Origin of the sequence: Bacillus sp. FSL M8-0071 (genome assembly GCF_037975455.1) — a bacterium.
GTDB classification, from domain to species: domain Bacteria; phylum Bacillota; class Bacilli; order Bacillales; family Bacillaceae; genus Bacillus; species Bacillus subtilis.
Genome location: NZ_CP150256.1, coordinates 3,945,167 through 3,965,650, shown reverse-complemented (window position 1 = coordinate 3,965,650; position 20,484 = coordinate 3,945,167). Strand labels below are relative to the sequence as shown.

Here is a 20,484-nt window from a genome sequence, read left to right as displayed (position 1 = left end):
AATGCGTATGGTCGGAAGTACAGATAAGGTACAAGCTACATTTATATAAAACTTTGGATCAAAACGAGTCTCAGCATCAGACTGGTTTTGCCAGTATACAGGTTGCACAAATGCCGCCCCATAATTCTGCGAAATTCTTTTCAGCTTAAAAAGAAAAATTTGATCTTAACTCATTGACAAACGTCCAAGACAAAGGTACATTTTGATTTATTCATATTAAACGACTAGGAATATAGGAGTTTATTTTTCGGATTATTCAGCCTAAAAACATGATAAAAGGAGTATCGTCATGACAAGCAAAAAGAAACAAATCAAATTAGGGGTATTTTTAGCAGGTACAGGCCATCATGTTGCGTCTTGGCGGCACCCGGACGCGCCTTCAGATGCGAGCATGAATTTGGATTATTTTAAAGAGCTTGCGAAAACAGCGGAGCGGGGCAAGCTGGATATGCTGTTTTTAGCGGACAGCCTTTCAATTGACAGCAAATCACATCCAAATGTATTAACAAGGTTTGAGCCATTCACCCTGCTCTCTGCTTTGGCGCAGGTCACATCAAAAATCGGACTGACAGCAACAGCCTCCACTACATACAGCGAGCCATTCCATATTGCCAGACAGTTTGCGTCATTGGATCATCTCTCCAATGGCCGTGCCGGATGGAACGTCGTCACTTCATCTATTGAATCAACAGCGCTGAATTTCAGCGGTGAAAAGCACCTCGAACACCATTTGCGCTATCAGCGGGCAGAGGAATTTGTCGAGGTTGTAAAGGGGCTTTGGGATTCATGGGAAGAGGACGCCTTTATCCGTAATAAAGAAACGGGTGAATTCTTTGACAAAGAAAAAATGCACGAGCTGAACCACAAAGGAGAATATTTCTCGGTTCGTGGACCTCTGAACGTTTCAAGAACGCCGCAGGGCCAGCCGGTCATTATCCAGGCAGGATCATCAGGAGACGGAAAAGCGCTGGCTGCCAAAACAGCCGAAGTGATCTTCACAGCACAAAACCACCTGGAATCAGCTCAAGAATTTTATCAATCCATTAAAGAACAGGCTGCGGAATTCGGACGTGATCCAGAAAAAATTGCAATCATGCCGGGTATTTTCCCAATCATTGCCGATACAGAAGAAGCAGCGCGAGCCAAATACAAGGAGCTTCAAGATCTGATTATCCCATCTGTCGGTCTGCAAATTCTCCAAAATTACTTAGGCGGAATTGATTTGTCGGCATATCCGCTTGATGGGCCGCTGCCGAAGCTTGACGCAGAAGCTTCTAATGCGGTGAAGAGCCGCTTCAAGCTTGTTCAGGAAATGGCTGAACGGGACAATATGACGATACGAGAGCTTTACAAATACGTTGCAGGCTCCAGAGGCCACCATATCTTTGTCGGCACGCCGGAGCAGCTCGCCGACAAGATGCAGGAATGGGTGGATACGAAAGCGTGTGACGGGTTTAACATCATGCCTCCGCTTCTTCCAGAAGGAATTGAAGTGTTTGTTGATCAAGTGGTTCCGATTTTACAGGAGCGCGGCGTGTTCAGAAAAGAATATGAAGGCACAACATTACGAGAGCACTTCGGTTTGGAAAAGCCGGTAAACCGCTATGCAAAGTAAGGAGGAACGCTAGATGAAGCCACAATACCGCCTTGCAGTTGAACGTGATGCCGAACAGCTTCTCGAGCTGACATTGCGGGCTTATGAACCGATTCGAAAGCTCGGCATTCGTTTTGCTGCCGCTCATGCGGATTTGGATTTGGTGCTGAAAAATATTCGGCAAAATGCTTGCTACGTCATGGAAGAAGACGGGCGGATCATCGCGACCATCACCTTGAGAATGCCTTGGGGAAAACAGCCGGGACCGTATGGTGTTCCGCATATCTGGTGGTTCGCTGTGGACCCCGGTATCGGTAAAAAAGGGATCGGAACAAAGCTGCTTCAATGGCTGGAGGAAACAATCCTTCGCGATACGTTAAAGGTTCCGTTTGTCTCACTCGGAACAGCGGATAAGCATCCGTGGCTGATTGAGATGTACGAACGAAAAGGGTATGTCCGCTCAGGTGAACAAGACCTTGGAAAAGGGCATATTACAGTCTATATGAAAAAACAATTGCGACATGATCTATAAAAAAAGAAAAGGCGGGAAAATCAAATGAAAATGAAAAAATGGACTGTGCTGGTCGTTGCTGCATTATTAGCGGTGCTCTCAGCTTGCGGCAATGGAAACAGCAGCAGTAAAGAGGATGACAATGTGCTTCATGTCGGTGCGACAGGACAAAGTTACCCATTTGCTTATAAAGAAAACGGAAAGCTGACAGGCTTTGACGTGGAAGTGATGGAAGCAGTCGCTAAGAAAATTGACATGAAACTGGACTGGAAGCTGCTTGAATTCAGCGGGCTGATGGGAGAGCTTCAAACAGGCAAGCTTGACACCATTTCTAACCAGGTAGCTGTGACAGACGAACGTAAGGAAACGTATAACTTTACGAAACCATACGCTTATGCGGGAACACAGATTGTCGTCAAAAAAGACAATACAGACATCAAATCAGTAGACGATTTAAAAGGCAAGACAGTCGCAGCCGTTCTCGGTTCAAACCACGCGAAAAACCTTGAAAGCAAAGATCCTGATAAAAAAATCAATATCAAAACGTATGAAACACAAGAGGGTACGCTGAAGGATGTTGCGTACGGCCGTGTAGACGCTTATGTCAACAGCCGAACTGTATTGATCGCGCAAATCAAGAAGACCGGTTTGCCATTAAAGCTTGCAGGAGATCCGATTGTTTACGAACAGGTTGCATTCCCATTTGCCAAGGACGATGCGCACGACAAGCTCCGCAAAAAAGTCAATAAGGCGCTAGATGAATTGCGTAAAGACGGAACACTGAAAAAACTCTCTGAAAAATACTTTAATGAAGATATCACAGTAGAACAGAAGCATTAAGAAACGGCGGTGAATCACCAGAATGAACACGATTGATTGGGAATTCATGATATCAGCGTTCCCGACTTTAATTCAGGCCCTTCCGATCACGTTGTTTATGGCCATAGCGGCTATGATTTTTGCCATTATCGGAGGACTTATTCTCGCACTCATTACAAAGAACAAAATTCCAGTGCTTCATCAGCTGTCAAAGCTGTATATATCCTTTTTCCGAGGCGTGCCGACACTGGTGCAGCTGTTCTTAATCTATTACGGGCTGCCGCAGCTATTTCCAGAGATGAGCAAAATGACAGCTCTCACAGCTGCCATCATCGGGTTAAGCTTAAAAAATGCAGCATATTTGGCAGAAATCTTCCGGGCTGCCCTCAATTCTGTTGATGACGGGCAGCTGGAGGCGTGCCTGTCTGTCGGTATGACAAAATTTCAGGCATACAGACGGATTATTTTGCCGCAAGCGATCCGAAATGCGATCCCGGCAACGGGCAATACATTTATCGGGCTCCTGAAAGAAACGTCACTGGCCTTTACATTAGGGGTCATGGAGATGTTCGCCCAAGGGAAGATGTACGCTTCAGGAAACCTCAAATATTTTGAGACGTACTTGGCGGTTGCGATCGTCTATTGGGTTCTTACCATGATCTACAGCATGTTGCAGGACTTGTTTGAACGTGCCATGAGCAAGCCATACCGGACTTAGAGGTGAAATCAGTTGATAACAGTAAAAAATATTCGCAAAGCGTTTAAAGATCTCGTCGTGCTCGACGGAATCGATCTAGAAGTGAAACGCGGAGAAGTGGTGGCAATCATCGGTCCGTCCGGTTCCGGAAAGTCAACGCTTCTCCGGTGCTTAAATTTATTAGAGCGTCCGGATCAAGGCCTTATTGAAATCGGAGAAGCCAAACTGAACGCGGAAAAGTTTACACGCAAGGAAGCATATCGGCTTCGCCAGCAAACGGCCATGGTCTTTCAAAACTACAATCTGTTTAAAAATAAAACGGCTCTGCAAAACATTACAGAAGCTTTAATCGTGGCTCAACATAAACCACGCGACGAAGCGAAACGTATTGGAATGGAGATTCTGAAACAAGTCGGTCTGGAGCATAAGGCTGACAGCTATCCGATCACAATGTCTGGCGGCCAGCAGCAGCGAATCGGCATTGCGCGGGCGCTTGCGGTCAATCCGCATGCGATTTTGCTGGATGAACCAACGTCAGCGCTTGACCCTGAGCTCGTCACAGAGGTGCTTCAGGTCATCAAGTCCATTGCGGAAAAACAAACAACGATGATCATTGTTACACACGAAATGGCGTTTGCAAAAGAGGTTGCTGATCAAGTGATTTTTATGGCAGACGGCCATATTATCGAGCAGGGAACGCCAGAGGAATTGTTTGACCATCCGAAAAACGAACGGACGAAACGATTTATCAAGCAGGTGGGAGAGCCTGCAGAGCTTATATAAGAAGGAGAGAAGAACAATGGCCGACAAAACGTTTCATACCCGTTTAATCAATATGCGGCGTGATCTTCATGAACATCCTGAACTGTCATTTCAAGAGATTGAAACAACGAAAAAAATCCGCCGCTGGCTTGAGGAGGAGCAAATCGAAATACTTGATGTTCCTCAATTGGAGACTGGTGTGATTGCAGAAATCAAAGGACGGGGAGACGGCCCCGTGATAGCAATACGAGCGGACATTGACGCGCTCCCGATCCAAGAACAGACGAATCTCCCATTTGCATCTAAGGTTGATGGCACAATGCATGCGTGCGGACACGATTTTCATACTGCTTCTATTATTGGCACAGCGATTTTGCTGAATCAAAGAAAGGCCGAGCTGAAAGGTACAGTCCGCTTTATCTTTCAGCCGGCCGAAGAAATTGCAGCAGGAGCAAGAAAGGTCATAGAAGCTGGCGTACTTGATGACGTTTCCGCAATTTTCGGCATGCACAATAAGCCGGATCTGCCTGTCGGAACCATTGGTGTAAAGGAAGGTCCGCTTATGGCAAGTGTTGACCGGTTTGAGATCGTCATCAAAGGGAAAGGCGGACACGCCGGCATCCCGAATAACAGTATTGATCCAATCGCTGCAGCCGGACAAATCATCAGCGGGCTGCAATCTGTGGTCAGCCGCAATATCAGCTCACTGCAAAACGCAGTCGTCAGTATCACAAGAGTACAGGCGGGCACCTCGTGGAACGTAATTCCAGACCAAGCTGAAATGGAGGGGACGGTTCGAACCTTTCAAAAAGAAGCGAGGCAGGCTGTTCCGGAGCATATGAGACGAGTGGCTGAAGGAATTGCAGCGGGCTATGGGGCACAAGCAGAATTCAAGTGGTTTCCTTATTTGCCTTCCGTTCAGAATGACGGCACATTTTTGAATGCGGCATCCGAAGCTGCGGCACGGCTTGGCTATCAAACCGTTCACGCTGAGCAGTCTCCGGGCGGAGAAGACTTCGCTCTGTATCAAGAGAAGATTCCGGGATTTTTTGTCTGGATGGGAACGAACGGGACGGAGGAGTGGCATCATCCGGCCTTTACACTGGATGAAGAAGCCCTTACGGTTGCCTCTCAATACTTTGCGGAACTGGCGGTTATTGTATTGGAGACCATCAAATGAGCAAACAAGGGCTGACAGCAGGTCTTGCAGCGGCTGTGAGAACGTCACAACCTGAGTATTCAGTTGACGCGATTCGCGAAGCAAAAAAAGGATTACTTGATTTTATTGCCGCTTCATTCGCAGGAAGAGAAGATAAAGGCATTCAAAAGCTCCTCCGTCTGATAGAGGATGAAGGAGGCCGGCCCCTTGTTCCTATTATCGGACAGGGCAAAAAGGCCGCGCCATTACAATCCGCGATGCTGAATGGATTTATCGCCCATGCATTGGATTTTGATGATGTCCACTCCGATGTAAGAGGACACCCCAGTGCCGTCATCGTACCGGCCCTTATTGCATCTGCCGCTCGCGGACATGACGATCGGCTTCTTGGCGCTTATATTGTTGGTGTTGAAGTGATGGCACGGCTGGGAGAATCAATTGGCAGCCGCCACTATGAAAAGGGCTGGCATAATACAGGAACGCTTGGTGCCATCGCTGCTGCCTGCGCCGTAGGTTATGCTGAGGAGCTGACTCAGGAAGAGCTGGAAAAAGCAATTGGTTTTGCGGCTACGCAATCTGCTGGGATGAGGGTGCAATTTGGAACAGAAATGAAACCGCTGCACGCCGGTTTGGCGGCTCAGGCTGGCTTGCTGGCCGTTAAGCTGGCCCAATCAGAATTTGGCGGGTCCCGCACGGTATTTGATGGAGAAACTGGTTTCTTCAGTCTGTACGGTGACGTTGAGAAAGCACAACACACTTTGCTAAACGATTGGGGGGCACCGTGGAGAATTGTGCAGCCGGGTCTATGGTTTAAAATCTATCCATTTTGTTCCGCGGCACACCATGCTGCAGATGCGGTACGACAGCTTATCTCCGAAGAAACCATTTCTGCTGCCAATACCGAACGTATTGAAGTGATATTTCCGCCAGGCGGAGATGCTGCATTGACGGAAAGATCTCCAAAAGCTGGAGAGGAAGGCCGTTTCAGCGTTGAATATGTGATTGCTCTTGCTTTGCATGGACACGGCCTGACCGTTGAACATTTCAGCAGCCAGCCGATCCCAAACGGGGTTCAAACGACAATGGGGCGAATTCAGCGCGTATATGACAATGCTATTCAGCCGGCTCCTCATGCCGTTCCAAAAGGCCGTTTCACGATTGTCCGGGCCTATTTATCAGACGGCCGGATTTGCGAAGCGCGTGTGGACTGCCCAAAAGGGGCACCAGGAAATGAGCTGTCTGAAGAAGACATAATAGAAAAATTGACATTAACGGTCCCGCAAGAAAAAGCGCGACGCATTATAACAGCCGTTGAAAAAGCCGATATAAAAGAATTTTTAGCTCATATTGAATAAGATCAACTCTATTCGGTGATTTCAGATGATATGATAAAACCAATCATACGTTTGAAAAAGGAGAAAACCATGACGGTGAATGACGCGGTTGTATTCATTTTGGCTGCCTTTTTACTATGGGGAGCGGCGGATTATTGTTTGGGAAACAGATGGGGGCTAGGCGAGCGGTTTGCGGACGGCTTTAAGGCTATGGGGCCGCTGGCGCTGTCCATGATCGGAATTGTATCGCTGGCGCCCGTGCTGGCAGCAATCTTGATTCCCATTGTTGCTCCGTTTTACACAGCGATTGGCGCGGACCCTTCTTCCTTTGCGAACACCATTTTGGCGATTGATATGGGAGGATATGCGCTGGCTGGAGAAATGGCGAAAGATCCGCAGGCCGGGCTGTTTTCATGGGTGTTTTTAGGAACAATGATGGGACCTGCAATCGTCTTCACGATTCCCGTCGCTCTTGGCATCATCGAAAAAGAGGATCATCTGTATTTTGCGAAAGGCATATTAATCGGGCTGTGCACAGTGCCGATCGGTTGCTTAATCGGCGGATTATGCGCAAGCTTTGACATCGGCATGATAGGTAAAAATCTTCTGATCCCGAGTCTGTTATCTGCTGTGATCGCTTTTGGGTTATGGCGATACACCGACAGTATGATTCAGTTGTTTCATCTCTTCGGGAAAGCGGTCAGTGTGGTTGCGATTATCGGGCTTGCAGCTGTCTCCGCTGAAACGATGACCGGTATTGTGCTGATTCCGGGAATGGAGAATGTCGAGACAGGGATACAAACAACAGGGACCATCGCCATTGCCTTGGCAGGGGCGTTTCCAATGACGGCTTTTATTACAAAAACCTTTAAAAAACCGCTTCAGGCCCTGGGGAAACACCTTCATTTAGATGAGACAGCAACAGCAGGCTTAGTGACCTCTTTGGCGCATCATATCCCGATGCTGGCTTCATTAAAGGATATGACGCCGAGAGGAAAGGTCATCAATGTCGCGTTTGCGGTCAGCGGCGCCTTTGTACTCGGCAGCCATCTCGGTTTTGTAGCTGGAATGAAAAAAGAAATGGCGGCGGCCATGATCATTGGGAAATTAGCAGGCGGAGTCACAGCTGCCGCAGCGGCTGCTTGGATGACACCTGCACAATCAGCTAAACAGCAAAAACGAACCTCTGCCAGCCATAGCTGAGGCAGAAGCTGTTTCAACTTTGTCCAATCGGGAATGTTACAGTAAAGATTTCTGTGAAAGAGGGTTGGACACATGGCGGTGAAAGACCGGTACATGTCAAAAATAAAACAGGAAACCAAGCCTTGGATCAAACGATTCGGGAGGCTTGGTTATTTTGCATTCGGCGGCGTTTTTATTCTGCTTGGGGTTTTGGCTTTTATGACGGCTGCCGGGGCAGGCCGCGCCAAAGATTCGAGCGGAGCTCTCCAAACGCTATCACGCATGCCGTATGGGTCACTATTGCTTTTTTTAATAGGCATCGGCCTTATCGGCTATGTAATCTGGATGGTGTTAAGCGCGATCAAGGACACGGAGGGACACGGAAACAGCAGGCGAGGCCTGTCACGGAGAATAGGAAACTTTTTCAGTGCCGCCGTTTACACATCCATCGCTTGGAATGCCTTGCGATTTGTGTTTGGCCAAGGGGACGGCGGCACTTCAGAACAGACGTGGTCCGCTTATGTATTGGCGCAGCCATTCGGCCAATGGCTCACAGGGCTTACGGGTGCGGGTTTTATCGTATTTGCGATTGTTCAATTTATGAAAGGCGTTCGGGCTGCTTTTATGAAAGAATTTGATACGTCAAAAATGAACAAACAAATGATATGCATCACGAAAAACACCGGACGCGCAGGCAATATCGCCCGGGCCATTATTTTTTCTGCTATCGGCTATTTTCTGATCAAGACAGCCATGACCGCTGATCCCGACGACACAAGAGGCTTTGACGGCGCGCTCGCCGAACTCGCGCAACAGCCGCATGGCAAATTGATTCTGTCTATATTGGCATTAGGCCTGATCCTATATGGAATGTACGCCATTATGAAAGGCATTTATCAGCATATGACCTGGGAGAAGTAAGCTCTGGGCAGGTCCGCGCCCAGAGCGTTTTTCAGTTTCTTAGAAATCAGGTGGATGAAAGCCGGCGCCAGCCTGTATAATAAAAGCAAATCAAAAGCAGTTTTATCAGGACTGATCCACAGGGAGGTGCAGAATGGATCGGGAAAAACAGCAATTAAGCATAGAAGCGGCAAGGCTTTACTATCAGTCTGACTACAGTCAGCAGCAAATTGCTGAGCAGCTCAACATTTCAAGGCCAACCGTTTCCCGGCTGCTGCAATATGCAAAGGAAAAAGGGTATGTCCAGATTCACGTCATGGACCCTTTTGAGGATTTGGATGCGCTCGGTTCCATACTTGAAGAGAAATACGGGCTCCTTGAGGCGCATGTTGTGTTTTCCCCGACACCCGATTATGCAGGAATTACACATGACCTAAGCCGCTATGGTGCAGAATATATGCATGAAACGGTAAAAGACGGCGACATTGTCGGCGTCAGCTGGGGAACCACCATGTATCAAATCGCGCAAAACATGCAGCCGAAGCAGGTAAAAGGCGTCGAGGTCGTCCAGCTGAAAGGCGGCATCAGCCATTCCCGGGTAAACACGTATTCGGCTGAAACGATTCAGCTGTTTGCAGAGGCTTTTCAAACGATGCCGCGCTATCTCCCGCTTCCCGTCGTGTTTGATAATGCGGATGTGAAGCGAATGGTGGAGAAAGACCGTCATATTGAGCGGATTATTGAGATGGGCAAGCAGGCGAATATCGCTCTCTTTACGGTCGGGACTGTCCGTGATGAAGCGCTGTTGTTTCGGCTCGGATATTTTAACGAAGAAGAGAAAGCCCTACTGAAAAAACAGGCCGTCGGGGATATTTGTTCACGCTTTTTTGATGCGAAAGGGAATATTTGCAGCAGCGCCATCAATGACCGGACCATCGGTGTTGAGCTTCAAGACCTTAGACTGAAGGAACGCTCCATTTTAGTTGCCGGCGGAAGCAGAAAAGTATCTTCCATTCACGGAGCATTAACCGGAAAATATGCCAACGTTTTAATCATTGACCAGCATACCGCGAGGGCGCTTGTTAATGATTTGTGACACGTTCAAACCTTTCATTGAACAAAATTTCAATTACCAATTTACATATGTTCAAAAGTCGGTTATGCTAAAAAATATCTTAACAAAAAAGGAAGTGTGCGAAGGATGTCATTAGCCAACATAATTGATCATACAGCTTTGAAACCGCATACACAAAAAGCGGACATTCTAAAACTAATTGAAGAAGCGAAAACATACAAATTTGCTTCAGTATGTGTCAATCCGACATGGGTGGAGCTTGCTGCAAAAGAGCTTAAGGGAACTGGAGTCGACGTTTGTACGGTCATCGGCTTCCCGCTCGGTGCCAATACAACTGAAACAAAAGCGTTCGAAACAAAAGACGCCATTTCAAAAGGCGCCACTGAAGTGGATATGGTCATTAATATTGCCGCTTTAAAAGACAAGGAAGACGATGTGGTGGAAGCTGATATCCGCGGTGTAGTGGAAGCTGCAGCCGGAAAAGCGCTTGTCAAAGTCATTATCGAAACGTGCCTTCTGACTGATGAAGAAAAAGAACGTGCATGCCGTTTAGCGGTGTCTGCGGGAGCGGATTTCGTAAAAACATCAACAGGCTTTTCTACAGGCGGCGCAACGAAGGAAGATATCGCCTTAATGCGCAAAACAGTAGGACCTGATATCGGCGTGAAAGCATCTGGCGGAATCAGAACGAAAGAAGATGTAGACACAATGGTTGAGGCTGGAGCAAGCCGAATTGGCGCCAGCGCAGGCGTTTCTATCGTAAAAGGAGAAAATGCATCAGGCGGAGACAACTATTAAGAGCTGACGGAAGGCAGACTGCTTTCCGTTTTCTGAGGAAACAGTGATTGTAAGCGAATACAAATAAAGGAGAAACACATATGAAGTATTTGATTGGGATTATCGGTTTAATCGTGTTTTTAGGCCTCGCGTGGATCGCGAGCAGCGGCAAAAAAAGAATTAAGATCCGCCCAATTGTTGTTATGCTCATTTTGCAATTTATTCTTGGCTACATTCTCCTCAATACCGGGATAGGGAATTTCCTCGTGGGAGGATTTGCAAAAGGATTCGGTTATCTGCTTGAATACGCGGCTGAGGGAATTAACTTTGTGTTTGGCGGCTTGGTGAATGCGGACCAAACGACATTCTTTATGAATGTTCTCTTGCCGATCGTGTTTATTTCTGCTCTGATCGGGATTCTGCAAAAGTGGAAAGTCCTCCCGTTTATTATTAGATATATCGGCCTTGCCCTCAGCAAGGTAAACGGTATGGGAAGATTGGAATCGTATAACGCAGTGGCTTCTGCGATTTTAGGGCAGTCAGAAGTATTTATCTCCTTGAAGAAAGAACTCGGTCTTTTAAATCAGCAGCGCTTGTACACGCTTTGCGCATCTGCGATGTCAACTGTATCAATGTCGATTGTCGGCGCGTATATGACAATGCTGAAACCGGAATATGTTGTAACAGCGCTGGTCTTGAACTTATTTGGCGGTTTCATAATTGCTTCTATTATTAATCCGTACGAGGTTGCAAAAGAAGAGGATATGCTTCGTGTTGAGGAAGAAGAAAAACAATCTTTCTTCGAAGTGCTCGGAGAATACATCCTTGACGGTTTCAAAGTAGCGGTTGTCGTCGCTGCGATGCTGATTGGATTTGTCGCGATTATTGCATTGATCAATGGCATTTTTAATGCAGTATTCGGTATTTCGTTCCAAGGCATTCTTGGATATGTGTTTGCTCCATTCGCTTTTCTTGTCGGTATCCCATGGAATGAAGCTGTTAATGCGGGAAGCATTATGGCAACAAAAATGGTATCGAATGAATTTGTCGCCATGACGTCGCTTACGCAAAACGGTTTCCATTTCAGCGGCCGTACAACAGCGATCGTATCGGTATTCCTTGTGTCATTTGCGAACTTCTCCTCAATCGGAATCATTGCCGGTGCCGTAAAAGGACTGAATGAAAAGCAAGGAAATGTCGTCGCTCGTTTCGGCTTGAAATTATTATACGGTGCTACGCTTGTCAGCTTTTTATCAGCAGCAATTGTGGGCTTGATTTACTGAACTTAATCGAAAAGGATCGGTGACCAAACATGAGAATGGTAGATATCATCATCAAAAAACAAAACGGAAAAGAACTCACCACTGAAGAAATTCAATTTTTCGTGAACGGCTATACAGACGGAAGCATTCCTGATTATCAGGCAAGCGCGCTTGCTATGGCGATTTTCTTCCAGGATATGAGTGACCGTGAACGCGCGGACTTGACGATGGCTATGGTGAACTCCGGTGAAACGATTGATCTTTCTGCCATTGAAGGAATTAAAGTGGATAAACACTCCACTGGCGGCGTCGGCGACACGACAACACTCGTTCTCGCTCCGCTTGTTGCGGCTCTTGATGTGCCGGTTGCTAAGATGTCCGGCCGCGGCCTCGGCCATACGGGCGGCACGATTGATAAGTTAGAGGCAATCGACGGCTTCCACGTGGAACTGACGAAGGATGAATTTATTAAACTTGTGAACCGCGACAAGGTTGCGGTCATCGGCCAAAGCGGCAATTTAACGCCGGCTGATAAAAAACTGTACGCGCTTCGTGATGTAACGGGAACGGTCAATTCCATTCCGCTCATTGCAAGCTCGATTATGAGCAAAAAAATCGCTGCCGGGGCGGACGCCATCGTGCTTGACGTAAAAACGGGAGCGGGCGCCTTCATGAAAACAGAAGAAGACGCAGCTGAACTTGCCAAAGCGATGGTACGCATCGGAAATAACGTCGGCCGTCAAACAATGGCTGTCATTTCAGACATGTCCCAGCCGCTCGGCTTTGCGATCGGAAATGCGCTTGAAGTCAAAGAAGCGATCGACACACTCAAAGGCGAGGGACCTGAGGATCTTCATGAGCTTGTCTTAACGCTCGGCAGCCAGATGGTTGTGCTTGCGAAAAAAGCCGATACATTGGACGAAGCAAGAGCGAAGCTGGAAGAAGTCATGAAAAACGGCAAAGCGCTTGAGAAATTCAAGGATTTCCTGAAAAACCAAGGCGGCGACAGCTCAATTGTTGACGATCCGTCTAAGCTTCCGCAAGCCGCATATCAAATTGATGTGCCTGCCAAAGAAGCGGGTGTCGTCTCTGAAATCGTCGCGGACGAAATCGGCGTCGCGGCGATGCTGTTAGGTGCCGGTCGCGCCACAAAAGAAGATGAGATCGATTTAGCCGTCGGCATCATGCTCCGCAAAAAGGTCGGGGACAAAGTAGAAAAAGGCGAACCGCTCGTGACGCTTTACGCCAACCGCGAAAACGTTGATGAAGTCATCGCAAAAGTCTATGACAACATCCGCATCGCCGCGGAAGCGAAGGCGCCGAAGCTGATTCATACGTTGATTACTGAATAAAAATAAAGCACATCCCATCCTGAGTGGGGTGTGCTTTTTTGATTACAGGATGTGATCAGCCTGATATTCCTCTTGGCTGATTTTTTTCGCTTTTGTAACATTTCTTTTGAAATGGTAGATCAGATAGCAAAGGATGATACAAGGAACTCCGCAGAAAAGTGCGATTCTTTGATTGGGATCAAAAGCAAGACCGATACAAGAAGCAGAACATAATAAGAGAGCGGCTATAGGCATAAGAGGATAAAGCGGCGTGCGAAATGTCAGATCTTTTACATCCCCCCCTTTTTTCAAAAATCTCTTTCGAAACAAGAGTTGGGACAAGGCAATGCTCATCCAGACCACGACTCCTGCAAATCCAGCAATTGCTACCATCACCACATAGACAGTTCCAGGGGCCACGATACTGGAAACGAGAGATAAACAAGATACAGCCATACTGATCATTAAGGCATTTAAAGGAATGCCTTTAGATGTCACTTTCTTAAAACGGGAGCTGATCATGTTTTCATTTGCTAAAGACCACATCATACGGGTCGAAGCATATAAGCCTGAGTTGGCGACAGACAGCAAGGCTGTTAATATCACGAAATTCATAATATCAGCAGCGTAAGGGATTCCGATCTCCGCAAATACGGCTACAAACGGGCTTTCAATCACGCCTGCGTCCTTCCAAGAAATCAACCCGGATAATATGAAGACAGCGCCAATGAAAAAAATCACGGTTCTCCATGCGACATTACGGATGGATCGCGGAATATCCTTTTGAGGATTTGCTGATTCTCCTGCTGTAACGCCGATTAACTCTGTACCAGAAAAGGCAAAACTCACAGATATCATCGCGATAAAAACGGCGAGAAAGCCATTCGGAAACAGCCCGCCATGGTCCGTGAAGTTTGACAACATAGGAGCATCCGCCGTTCCGTTTAAAGAGATCAGGCCAAACATGGCGGCTCCTCCTAAAATGATAAATAAAATAATGGTGACAATCTTTACGCTGGAAAACCAAAATTCAGTTTCCGCAAATAACTTAACTGAAAATGCGTTGCATATAAAAAGAAGGGCTGCAAAAATCGCACTCCACATCCATACACTGCTGTCAGGGAACCAGCGCTGCATGAGAATACCGGATGCGGTAAACTCAGAGCCTACCGTCACCACCCAATTGATCCAGTACATGATGCCGACCATAAAACCGGTAGATGGACCGATAAATGTTGTAGCATATTTTTGAAAAGAGCCGGTCACCGGCATGGCAACCGACAATTCGCCGAGACATTGCATGACGAGGTACATCATCAACCCGCCGATTACATAAGCGAGTATCGTACCGCCGGGTCCGGCTTGATGTAGCGTATAGCCCGTACTGAGGAAAAGTCCTGTGCCTATGACGCCTCCCAATGAGATCATAAATAGGTGCCTGCTTTTCATTGTGCGTTTTAGCTGTTGGCTGCTGTTCTCCTGAAGATTCACTGTCTCGCCCTCCTTTTAGCTGCCATTCCTTAGGCAGATGAGTTTCTTATACCCAAAATACAACCTGCCAGAAGATCACTTGAATGGGGAGAGTTTCATTCCTTTTAATGCGTGTAACAGAACATGAGCTGCAGCTCTGCTTGTCATATCTCGAAAATCGAGGGTAGGATCGACTTCAACAATTTCAATCCCGGCAATATTGGGCTGTTGTGCGATGTACTTGACTGCTTCAAGCAATTCGTCTGTATAGAGGCCGCCCGGGCCAATCGCTGGACAGCCGGGTGCATGGGACTGGTCTAAGACATCCATGTCAACAGATATAAAAATGAAATCTGTTCTATTTTGAACGGCTGGCAAAACCTCTTTTACCGTGGAGATGAGCCCTTTTTCCCGGATCATGTCCATCGTGTGAATGTTCACGTTATGTTTTTTTGCATATGCTTCATAGGCCTGGCTGTTGCTGAATTCTCTGATACCCAGCTGGATCAAATGTTGGCCTTCAATGATCTCTTCATCCAAAAGGCGGCGGAAGGGGGTGCCGTTTGTCGGCCCCCCGTCCTCCGTATTGCGAACATCGTGATGGGCATCAAATTGAATCACCGCTGTCGTTCCTTTTGTTTGTGCTATCGCTTTTATTGTGGAGTAGCTGATAGAGTTATCTCCCCCAAGTATGAGCGGCACCCAATCCGGATGATCCGAAAGCAGAGCGTGCATGGTTTGGAAAATGTGATGATGTGACTTTACGATATCAGTGACATGAATATCGATATCCCCCAGGTCATATAGAAGCTCTGATACGACGTGCTCTCCAAGCTCAGCAGAATAGGCTGATGAATGTTTCAGAGCCTGGCGTATTGTTCCGGGTGCAAAGGAAGCGCCTGAATGACTGATGGAGGATTTTGATAGGGGGACACCTATCAACGCCGGTCCCTTAATGTCCTGGCCGTCCCATGTTGCGATCAGGTCGCTCATTTTTGTGACATCCCGGTCTTTAAACGAAGATCCGGCCTCTCTGAGAAAAGGGTACTTATCCAAGAATGGCTCCCTCCCTGTTGACAACAATTGTTCCATTTTTCATGACTTGATGTACATGATTGACCCCGTAGTGATACGGAATATACATATAGTTCGGGGCTTGCCAAATGACAAGATCAGCTGAGCGGCCAGCTTTGAGCTGACCGGCTTCTTCTCCTTTTCCTATGGCATATGCGGCATTGACTGTGACCGCGTGCCATATTTCTTCTACAGTCATCTTCAGATGAAGCGCGGCAATCGACATGATCAGCTGGATATTTTCAGTCGGCGAGCTGCCAGGGTTAAAATCCGTTGCCAAGCTGACACATACCCCTTCATCAATCATAGCTCTTGCCCTGGCGTATGTGCTTTTGCCAAGATAAAATGTCGTGCCCGGCAAGAGGACGGCGATCGTTCCTGCCTCAGCCAATTTCTTTATGCCTTCGTCCGATGCACCTACCAAATGGTCGGCTGAGACGGCCTTTAGCTCACCTGCTAATTCAGCACCTCCAAGCGGATCGATTTCATCTGCGTGTATTTTTAATCCGAAGCCCGCCTCAGCTACTTTTTGTAAATAACGGCGGGATTGGCTGACTGTAAAAACGCCTGTTTCTGTAAAAATATCAGCAAAGCTGGCGAGCTCCTGCTCTTTGATTTCCGGCAAAAGGGAAAGCATTTGATCCAGAAATTCATCTGGATCGTTTTGATATTCGGGAGGAATCGCATGGGCTCCCATAAATGTGGAAACAAGGTCAACAGGCTGGCTTTCATGCAGTTTTTTTGCGACACGCAACTGTTTGAGCTCTGTCTCTTTTTCCAAGCCGTAGCCGCTTTTCACTTCTGCTGTGGTTGTGCCGTAGGACAGCATTTTTTGCAGATGAAAATGGGCTTTTTGCAGCAGCTCTTCTTCTGAAGCCGCCCTGGTATCCTTGACTGTAGACAGAATCCCGCCGCCCTGCGCCAGAATATCCAAATATGAAATGCCCTGAAGCTTAAGGTTCATCTCCTTTTCACGAGATCCGCCAAATACAAGATGGGTGTGCGGATCAACGAGGCCAGGCGTTACAAGGCGTCCCGAACAGTCAATGATTTCGTCTGCCTCGTAACCGGCTTCAGCCCCTTTTTGTCCGGCGAACACAATTTTCTGTTCATGGATGCCGACAACAGCGTCTTCGATCACATGAAGATCCTGCATGCTTTTGCCTGCCCGCGGACCGCTGCTTTCCATCGTCAAAAGCTGACCGATGTTGATGAGAATCGTATCAATTTGCTTTGGCATGTCATCACTCCTTTATTTTTGCATCGGCACGATAATGTCCTGTTCCTTCGCTACTTCAACGGCACGTTCATAACCCGCATCCGCATGACGGATAATGCCCATTCCTGGGTCGCTCGTTAAGACCCGCGCGAGCCGCTCGTCAGCCAGCTCACTTCCATCGGCCACTGCAACCATGCCGGCATGAAGGGAATAGCCCATTCCGACGCCGCCGCCATGGTGGAAGGAAACCCAGCTTGCACCCGCCGCCGTGTTGACAAGCGCATTTAGCACAGCCCAGTCACCAACAGCGTCACTTCCGTCCTTCATCGCTTCTGTCTCCCGGTTTGGAGAGGCGACAGACCCGCAGTCCAAATGATCTCTCCCAATAACGACAGGCGCTTTTAGCTCCCCGCTTCTAACCAGCTCGTTAATGGCGAGGCCCATCTTTTTTCGTTCTCCATATCCAAGCCAGCAAATACGGGACGGCAAGCCTTGGAAGGTGACTTTTTCCTGTGCCATATCAATCCAGCGGTGAAGGGCTTTATTTGTCGGGAACAGCTCTTTTAATAACGCATCCGTACGGTAAATATCTGCCGGATCTCCGGAAAGCGCCGCCCAGCGGAACGGCCCTTTTCCTTCACAGAATAAGGGGCGGATGTAGGCAGGGACAAACCCCGGAAAATCGAAGGCATTCTCCAGCCCTTCATCCTTTGCGACTTGCCGGATATTGTTGCCGTAGTCAAATACAATAGAGCCCTTTTGCTGAAAGGCCAGCATGGCTTCGACATGTTTTTTCATGCTTTGCTTCGCAAGGCGCACGTAAAGCTCTGGAGTGTCTTGACGCAAACGGTCAGCTTCATCAAGGGAATAGCCCTCGGGAACATAACCGATTAAAGGGTCATGGGCAGATGTCTGATCTGTCACAATATCAATTTTGACGCCTCGGTTCAAAAGTGTGTGATGCACCTCAGCTGCGTTTCCGAGAAGTGCAATGGACAAAGGTTTTCCTGCCAGCTTTGCCTCTTCAGCCCAAGCTAAGGCTTCCTCAATCGATGCTGTTTTTCGATCGCAGTATTTTGTTTCGATCCGCTTGTCGATGCGTTTCTCGTCAACCTCGACGGCAATCACGACGCCTTCATTCATCGTGACTGACAGCGGCTGGGCGCCTCCCATTCCGCCGAGACCCGCTGTCAGCGTCAACGTTCCTTTTAAGCTGCCCCCGAAGTGCTGTCGCGCCAGCTCAGCGAAGGTTTCATAGGTTCCTTGCAATATGCCTTGTGAGCCAATGTAAATCCAGCTGCCAGCCGTCATCTGTCCGTACATCATTAACCCTTTTTTCTCAAGTTCGTGGAAATGCTCCCAGTCTGCCCACTTCGGAACAAGAACAGAATTTGCTAGGAGCACGCGAGGGGCCTGCGGGTGTGTACGGAACATGCCAACGGGCTTTCCGGATTGCACGAGCAATGTTTCATCATTTTTTAATGTTTTCAAGGAATGCTCAATGGCGTGAAAAGCGTCCCAATCCCGTGCGGCTTTGCCAATCCCGCCATATACGATGAGGTCCTCCGGCTTCTCGGCGACTTCTGGATCAAGGTTGTTTCGAAGCATCCGAAGCACTGCCTCTTGCTCCCATCCTAAGCATTCAAGCTCTGTTCCTCTGTTGGCACGGATTGATTTTTTTACATCAGTCATATGTTCATCCCCCTTAGTTCTTTATTCTGATGATCAGGTATTAAAGATTCTTTCTTCAGCCAGTCAGTCAAGCGTTCAATGTCATAGGAAAAAACACGATCCTGCTGAATGGACGGCACGACTTTTCTCATTTCTTGAAAAAGCTGTTTCGTATAGGACGCTGCATGTTCTATGCCTCTGTATTCAACAGCCTGCAATGCGCAAATGGCTTCGATCGCAATGACTCTCCTTGTATTTGCGATCACCTGATAAGCATGCCGGGCGGCGATGGTTCCCATGCTGACATGGTCCTCTTGGTTGGCGGATGACGGAATGGAATCCACACTTGCAGGATGGGCCAGTGTTTTATTTTCAGAAACGAGTGAGGCCGCGGCGTACTGCATGATCATTGCACCGGATTGCAGACCGGGATGAGGGCTCAGGAACGGCGGCAGGTCATTCAGCTGCGGATTCACAAGTCGTTCGATCCTACGCTCTGCGATATTCGCAAGCTCTGATATTGCGATTTTCAGAAAATCCATGGCAAAGGCGATTGGCTGTCCGTGAAAGTTTCCGCCGGAAATCACTTTGTCACCGTCATTGAAAATGAGTGGATTGTCTGTAGCTGCGTTCATTTCAATCTCTAATTTTTCTTTGACATATCCTAGTGTCTGCCAAGTCGCACCGTGTACTTGCGGAATACAGCGCAATGAATAGGCATCCTGTACCCGCAGTTCTCCCTGGGAGGTTGTCAGGCCGCTGTCAGATAGATAAAAGCGAATTCGTTCTGCGACATCGATCTGCTCCTGATAGCCGCGGGCTAAGTGAATATCCTCGTCAAATGCATCGATAATTCCCTGCAACCCCTCAATCGTTAAGCTGGCAATTCGTTCTGTTTGATAGGCTAGTTTCTCAGCTTCGATGTAGGCGACCACTCCCATTGCAGTCATGGCCTGAGTCCCGTTAATCAAGGCAAGCCCTTCCTTGGATGTCAGCGTTACCGGTTGAATATCTGCTTTTTTCAAGCCTGTCATTGCCGGCATTCTTTCCCCCTCAAAAAAGACTTCTCCTTGTCCGATCAGCGCAAGCGCCAGGTGGGAAAGCGGCGCCAGATCTCCGCTTGCGCCAAGTGATCCCTGCTGGGGGATGACAGGATGGACGCGGTTATTTAAAAAAGCAAGCAACTGTTCGATCAGCTCAGCGCGGACACCGGAAAAGCCTTTTAACAGCGCATTGGCGCGCAAAAGCAGCATTGCCCTGGACACACACTCAGGAAAAGGGTCGCCGACTCCGCAGGCATGAGAAAGGATTAAATTCAGCTGCAGCGCCGCCGAGTCTTCTTTCTGAATCAGGACATCGCTGAATTTGCCAAATCCGGTATTGATGCCGTAGATTGTCTTTTCGTCGCGTACAATCCGTTCCACTGCTGCTCTGCTTTTTTTCACGCGCTCCATACTTTCCTCGGAAGCCGCTGCCTCCTCAAAATCAAACAGCACACGAGCGACGTCGGCTGTTGTCAATGAAGAACCGTCTAAAGTCACCATAAGCCCAACTCCTTTTTCTTTACTTTGGTAAAGCGCCCATACAAAAAGGAGCTATGCTGTGAACATCTGTTTTCACGCATAGCCCCCTATCGTCTAAGATCTA

The 20,484-nt window shown here is 47.9% G+C and carries 18 protein-coding genes; 13 read left to right on the top strand and 5 right to left on the bottom strand.

Annotation, left to right across the window (positions count from 1 at the left end; translation table 11 throughout):
* Positions 1-289: 289 nt before the first annotated feature.
* The 13 genes from MKX71_RS20415 to MKX71_RS20355 all read left to right on the top strand — a co-directional run bounded on the left by MKX71_RS20415 (position 290) and on the right by MKX71_RS20355 (position 13,424).
* Positions 290-1,615, top strand: coding sequence for an LLM class flavin-dependent oxidoreductase (locus tag MKX71_RS20415; RefSeq protein WP_339231576.1), 1,326 nt, complete (start codon positions 290-292; stop codon positions 1,613-1,615).
* A 13-nt stretch (positions 1,616-1,628) separates the two neighbouring features.
* Positions 1,629-2,126 carry a sulfur-containing aminoacid acetyltransferase SnaB gene (gene snaB / locus MKX71_RS20410; protein WP_339231575.1) on the top strand — a complete coding sequence of 166 codons (498 nt, stop codon included), beginning with the start codon at positions 1,629-1,631 and terminating at the stop codon, positions 2,124-2,126.
* A 24-nt stretch (positions 2,127-2,150) separates the two neighbouring features.
* On the top strand, positions 2,151-2,945 hold the full coding sequence (locus MKX71_RS20405) for an amino acid ABC transporter substrate-binding protein (RefSeq protein WP_003227109.1): 795 nt from the start codon (positions 2,151-2,153) through the stop codon (positions 2,943-2,945).
* A 22-nt stretch (positions 2,946-2,967) separates the two neighbouring features.
* Positions 2,968-3,642: an amino acid ABC transporter permease gene (locus MKX71_RS20400; protein ID WP_003227111.1), complete on the top strand. Its 675-nt coding sequence runs from the start codon at positions 2,968-2,970 to the stop codon at positions 3,640-3,642.
* A gap of 12 nt (positions 3,643-3,654) precedes the next feature.
* Entirely contained in the window at positions 3,655-4,404 is a 750-nt protein-coding gene (locus MKX71_RS20395) for an amino acid ABC transporter ATP-binding protein (protein ID WP_021481017.1), read from the top strand.
* A 16-nt stretch (positions 4,405-4,420) separates the two neighbouring features.
* Positions 4,421-5,563, top strand: coding sequence for an N-acetyl-sulfur-metabolite deacetylase SndB (gene sndB / locus MKX71_RS20390; RefSeq protein WP_339231574.1), 1,143 nt, complete (start codon positions 4,421-4,423; stop codon positions 5,561-5,563).
* A complete protein-coding gene (locus tag MKX71_RS20385; protein WP_339231572.1) occupies positions 5,560-6,897 on the top strand; it encodes an MmgE/PrpD family protein in 1,338 nt (445 codons plus the stop codon). Before sndB ends, MKX71_RS20385 begins: the two co-directional genes overlap by 4 nt.
* A gap of 69 nt (positions 6,898-6,966) precedes the next feature.
* Entirely contained in the window at positions 6,967-8,079 is a 1,113-nt protein-coding gene (eutH, locus tag MKX71_RS20380) for an ethanolamine utilization protein EutH (protein WP_339231571.1), read from the top strand.
* A 72-nt stretch (positions 8,080-8,151) separates the two neighbouring features.
* Positions 8,152-8,979, top strand: coding sequence for a DUF1206 domain-containing protein (locus MKX71_RS20375; RefSeq protein WP_015385093.1), 828 nt, complete (start codon positions 8,152-8,154; stop codon positions 8,977-8,979).
* A 133-nt stretch (positions 8,980-9,112) separates the two neighbouring features.
* Positions 9,113-10,054 carry a sugar-binding transcriptional regulator gene (gene deoR, locus MKX71_RS20370; protein ID WP_213376910.1) on the top strand — a complete coding sequence of 314 codons (942 nt, stop codon included), beginning with the start codon at positions 9,113-9,115 and terminating at the stop codon, positions 10,052-10,054.
* Positions 10,055-10,159: 105 nt separating this feature from the next.
* Positions 10,160-10,831: a deoxyribose-phosphate aldolase gene (deoC, locus tag MKX71_RS20365; RefSeq protein WP_014481389.1), complete on the top strand. Its 672-nt coding sequence runs from the start codon at positions 10,160-10,162 to the stop codon at positions 10,829-10,831.
* 80 nt (positions 10,832-10,911) lie between these two features.
* A complete protein-coding gene (gene nupC / locus MKX71_RS20360) occupies positions 10,912-12,093 on the top strand; it encodes a nucleoside permease NupC (RefSeq protein ID WP_003244143.1) in 1,182 nt (393 codons plus the stop codon).
* Positions 12,094-12,122: 29 nt separating this feature from the next.
* Positions 12,123-13,424 (top strand): pyrimidine-nucleoside phosphorylase, encoded by a 1,302-nt coding sequence (locus tag MKX71_RS20355; protein WP_003227132.1) that lies wholly within the window; start codon positions 12,123-12,125, stop codon positions 13,422-13,424.
* Between the two features lie 42 nt (positions 13,425-13,466).
* On the opposite strand, the gene MKX71_RS20350 is transcribed toward MKX71_RS20355, so the two are convergent.
* The 5 genes from MKX71_RS20350 to hutH form a co-directional block, all read right to left on the bottom strand.
* On the bottom strand, positions 13,467-14,894 hold the full coding sequence (locus MKX71_RS20350) for an amino acid permease (protein ID WP_015385089.1): 1,428 nt from the start codon (positions 14,892-14,894) through the stop codon (positions 13,467-13,469).
* 75 nt (positions 14,895-14,969) lie between these two features.
* A complete protein-coding gene (gene hutG / locus MKX71_RS20345; RefSeq protein ID WP_339231568.1) occupies positions 14,970-15,929 on the bottom strand; it encodes a formimidoylglutamase in 960 nt (319 codons plus the stop codon).
* On the bottom strand, positions 15,922-17,187 hold the full coding sequence (hutI, locus tag MKX71_RS20340; RefSeq protein ID WP_339231567.1) for an imidazolonepropionase: 1,266 nt from the start codon (positions 17,185-17,187) through the stop codon (positions 15,922-15,924). The genes hutG and hutI overlap by 8 nt, the downstream gene beginning before the upstream one ends.
* A gap of 12 nt (positions 17,188-17,199) precedes the next feature.
* Positions 17,200-18,858, bottom strand: a complete 1,659-nt coding sequence (gene hutU / locus MKX71_RS20335) for a urocanate hydratase (protein ID WP_032730294.1) — start codon at positions 18,856-18,858, stop codon at positions 17,200-17,202.
* Entirely contained in the window at positions 18,855-20,381 is a 1,527-nt protein-coding gene (gene hutH, locus MKX71_RS20330; RefSeq protein ID WP_339231565.1) for a histidine ammonia-lyase, read from the bottom strand. The genes hutU and hutH overlap by 4 nt, the downstream gene beginning before the upstream one ends.
* Between the last annotated feature and the right edge of the window lie 103 nt (positions 20,382-20,484).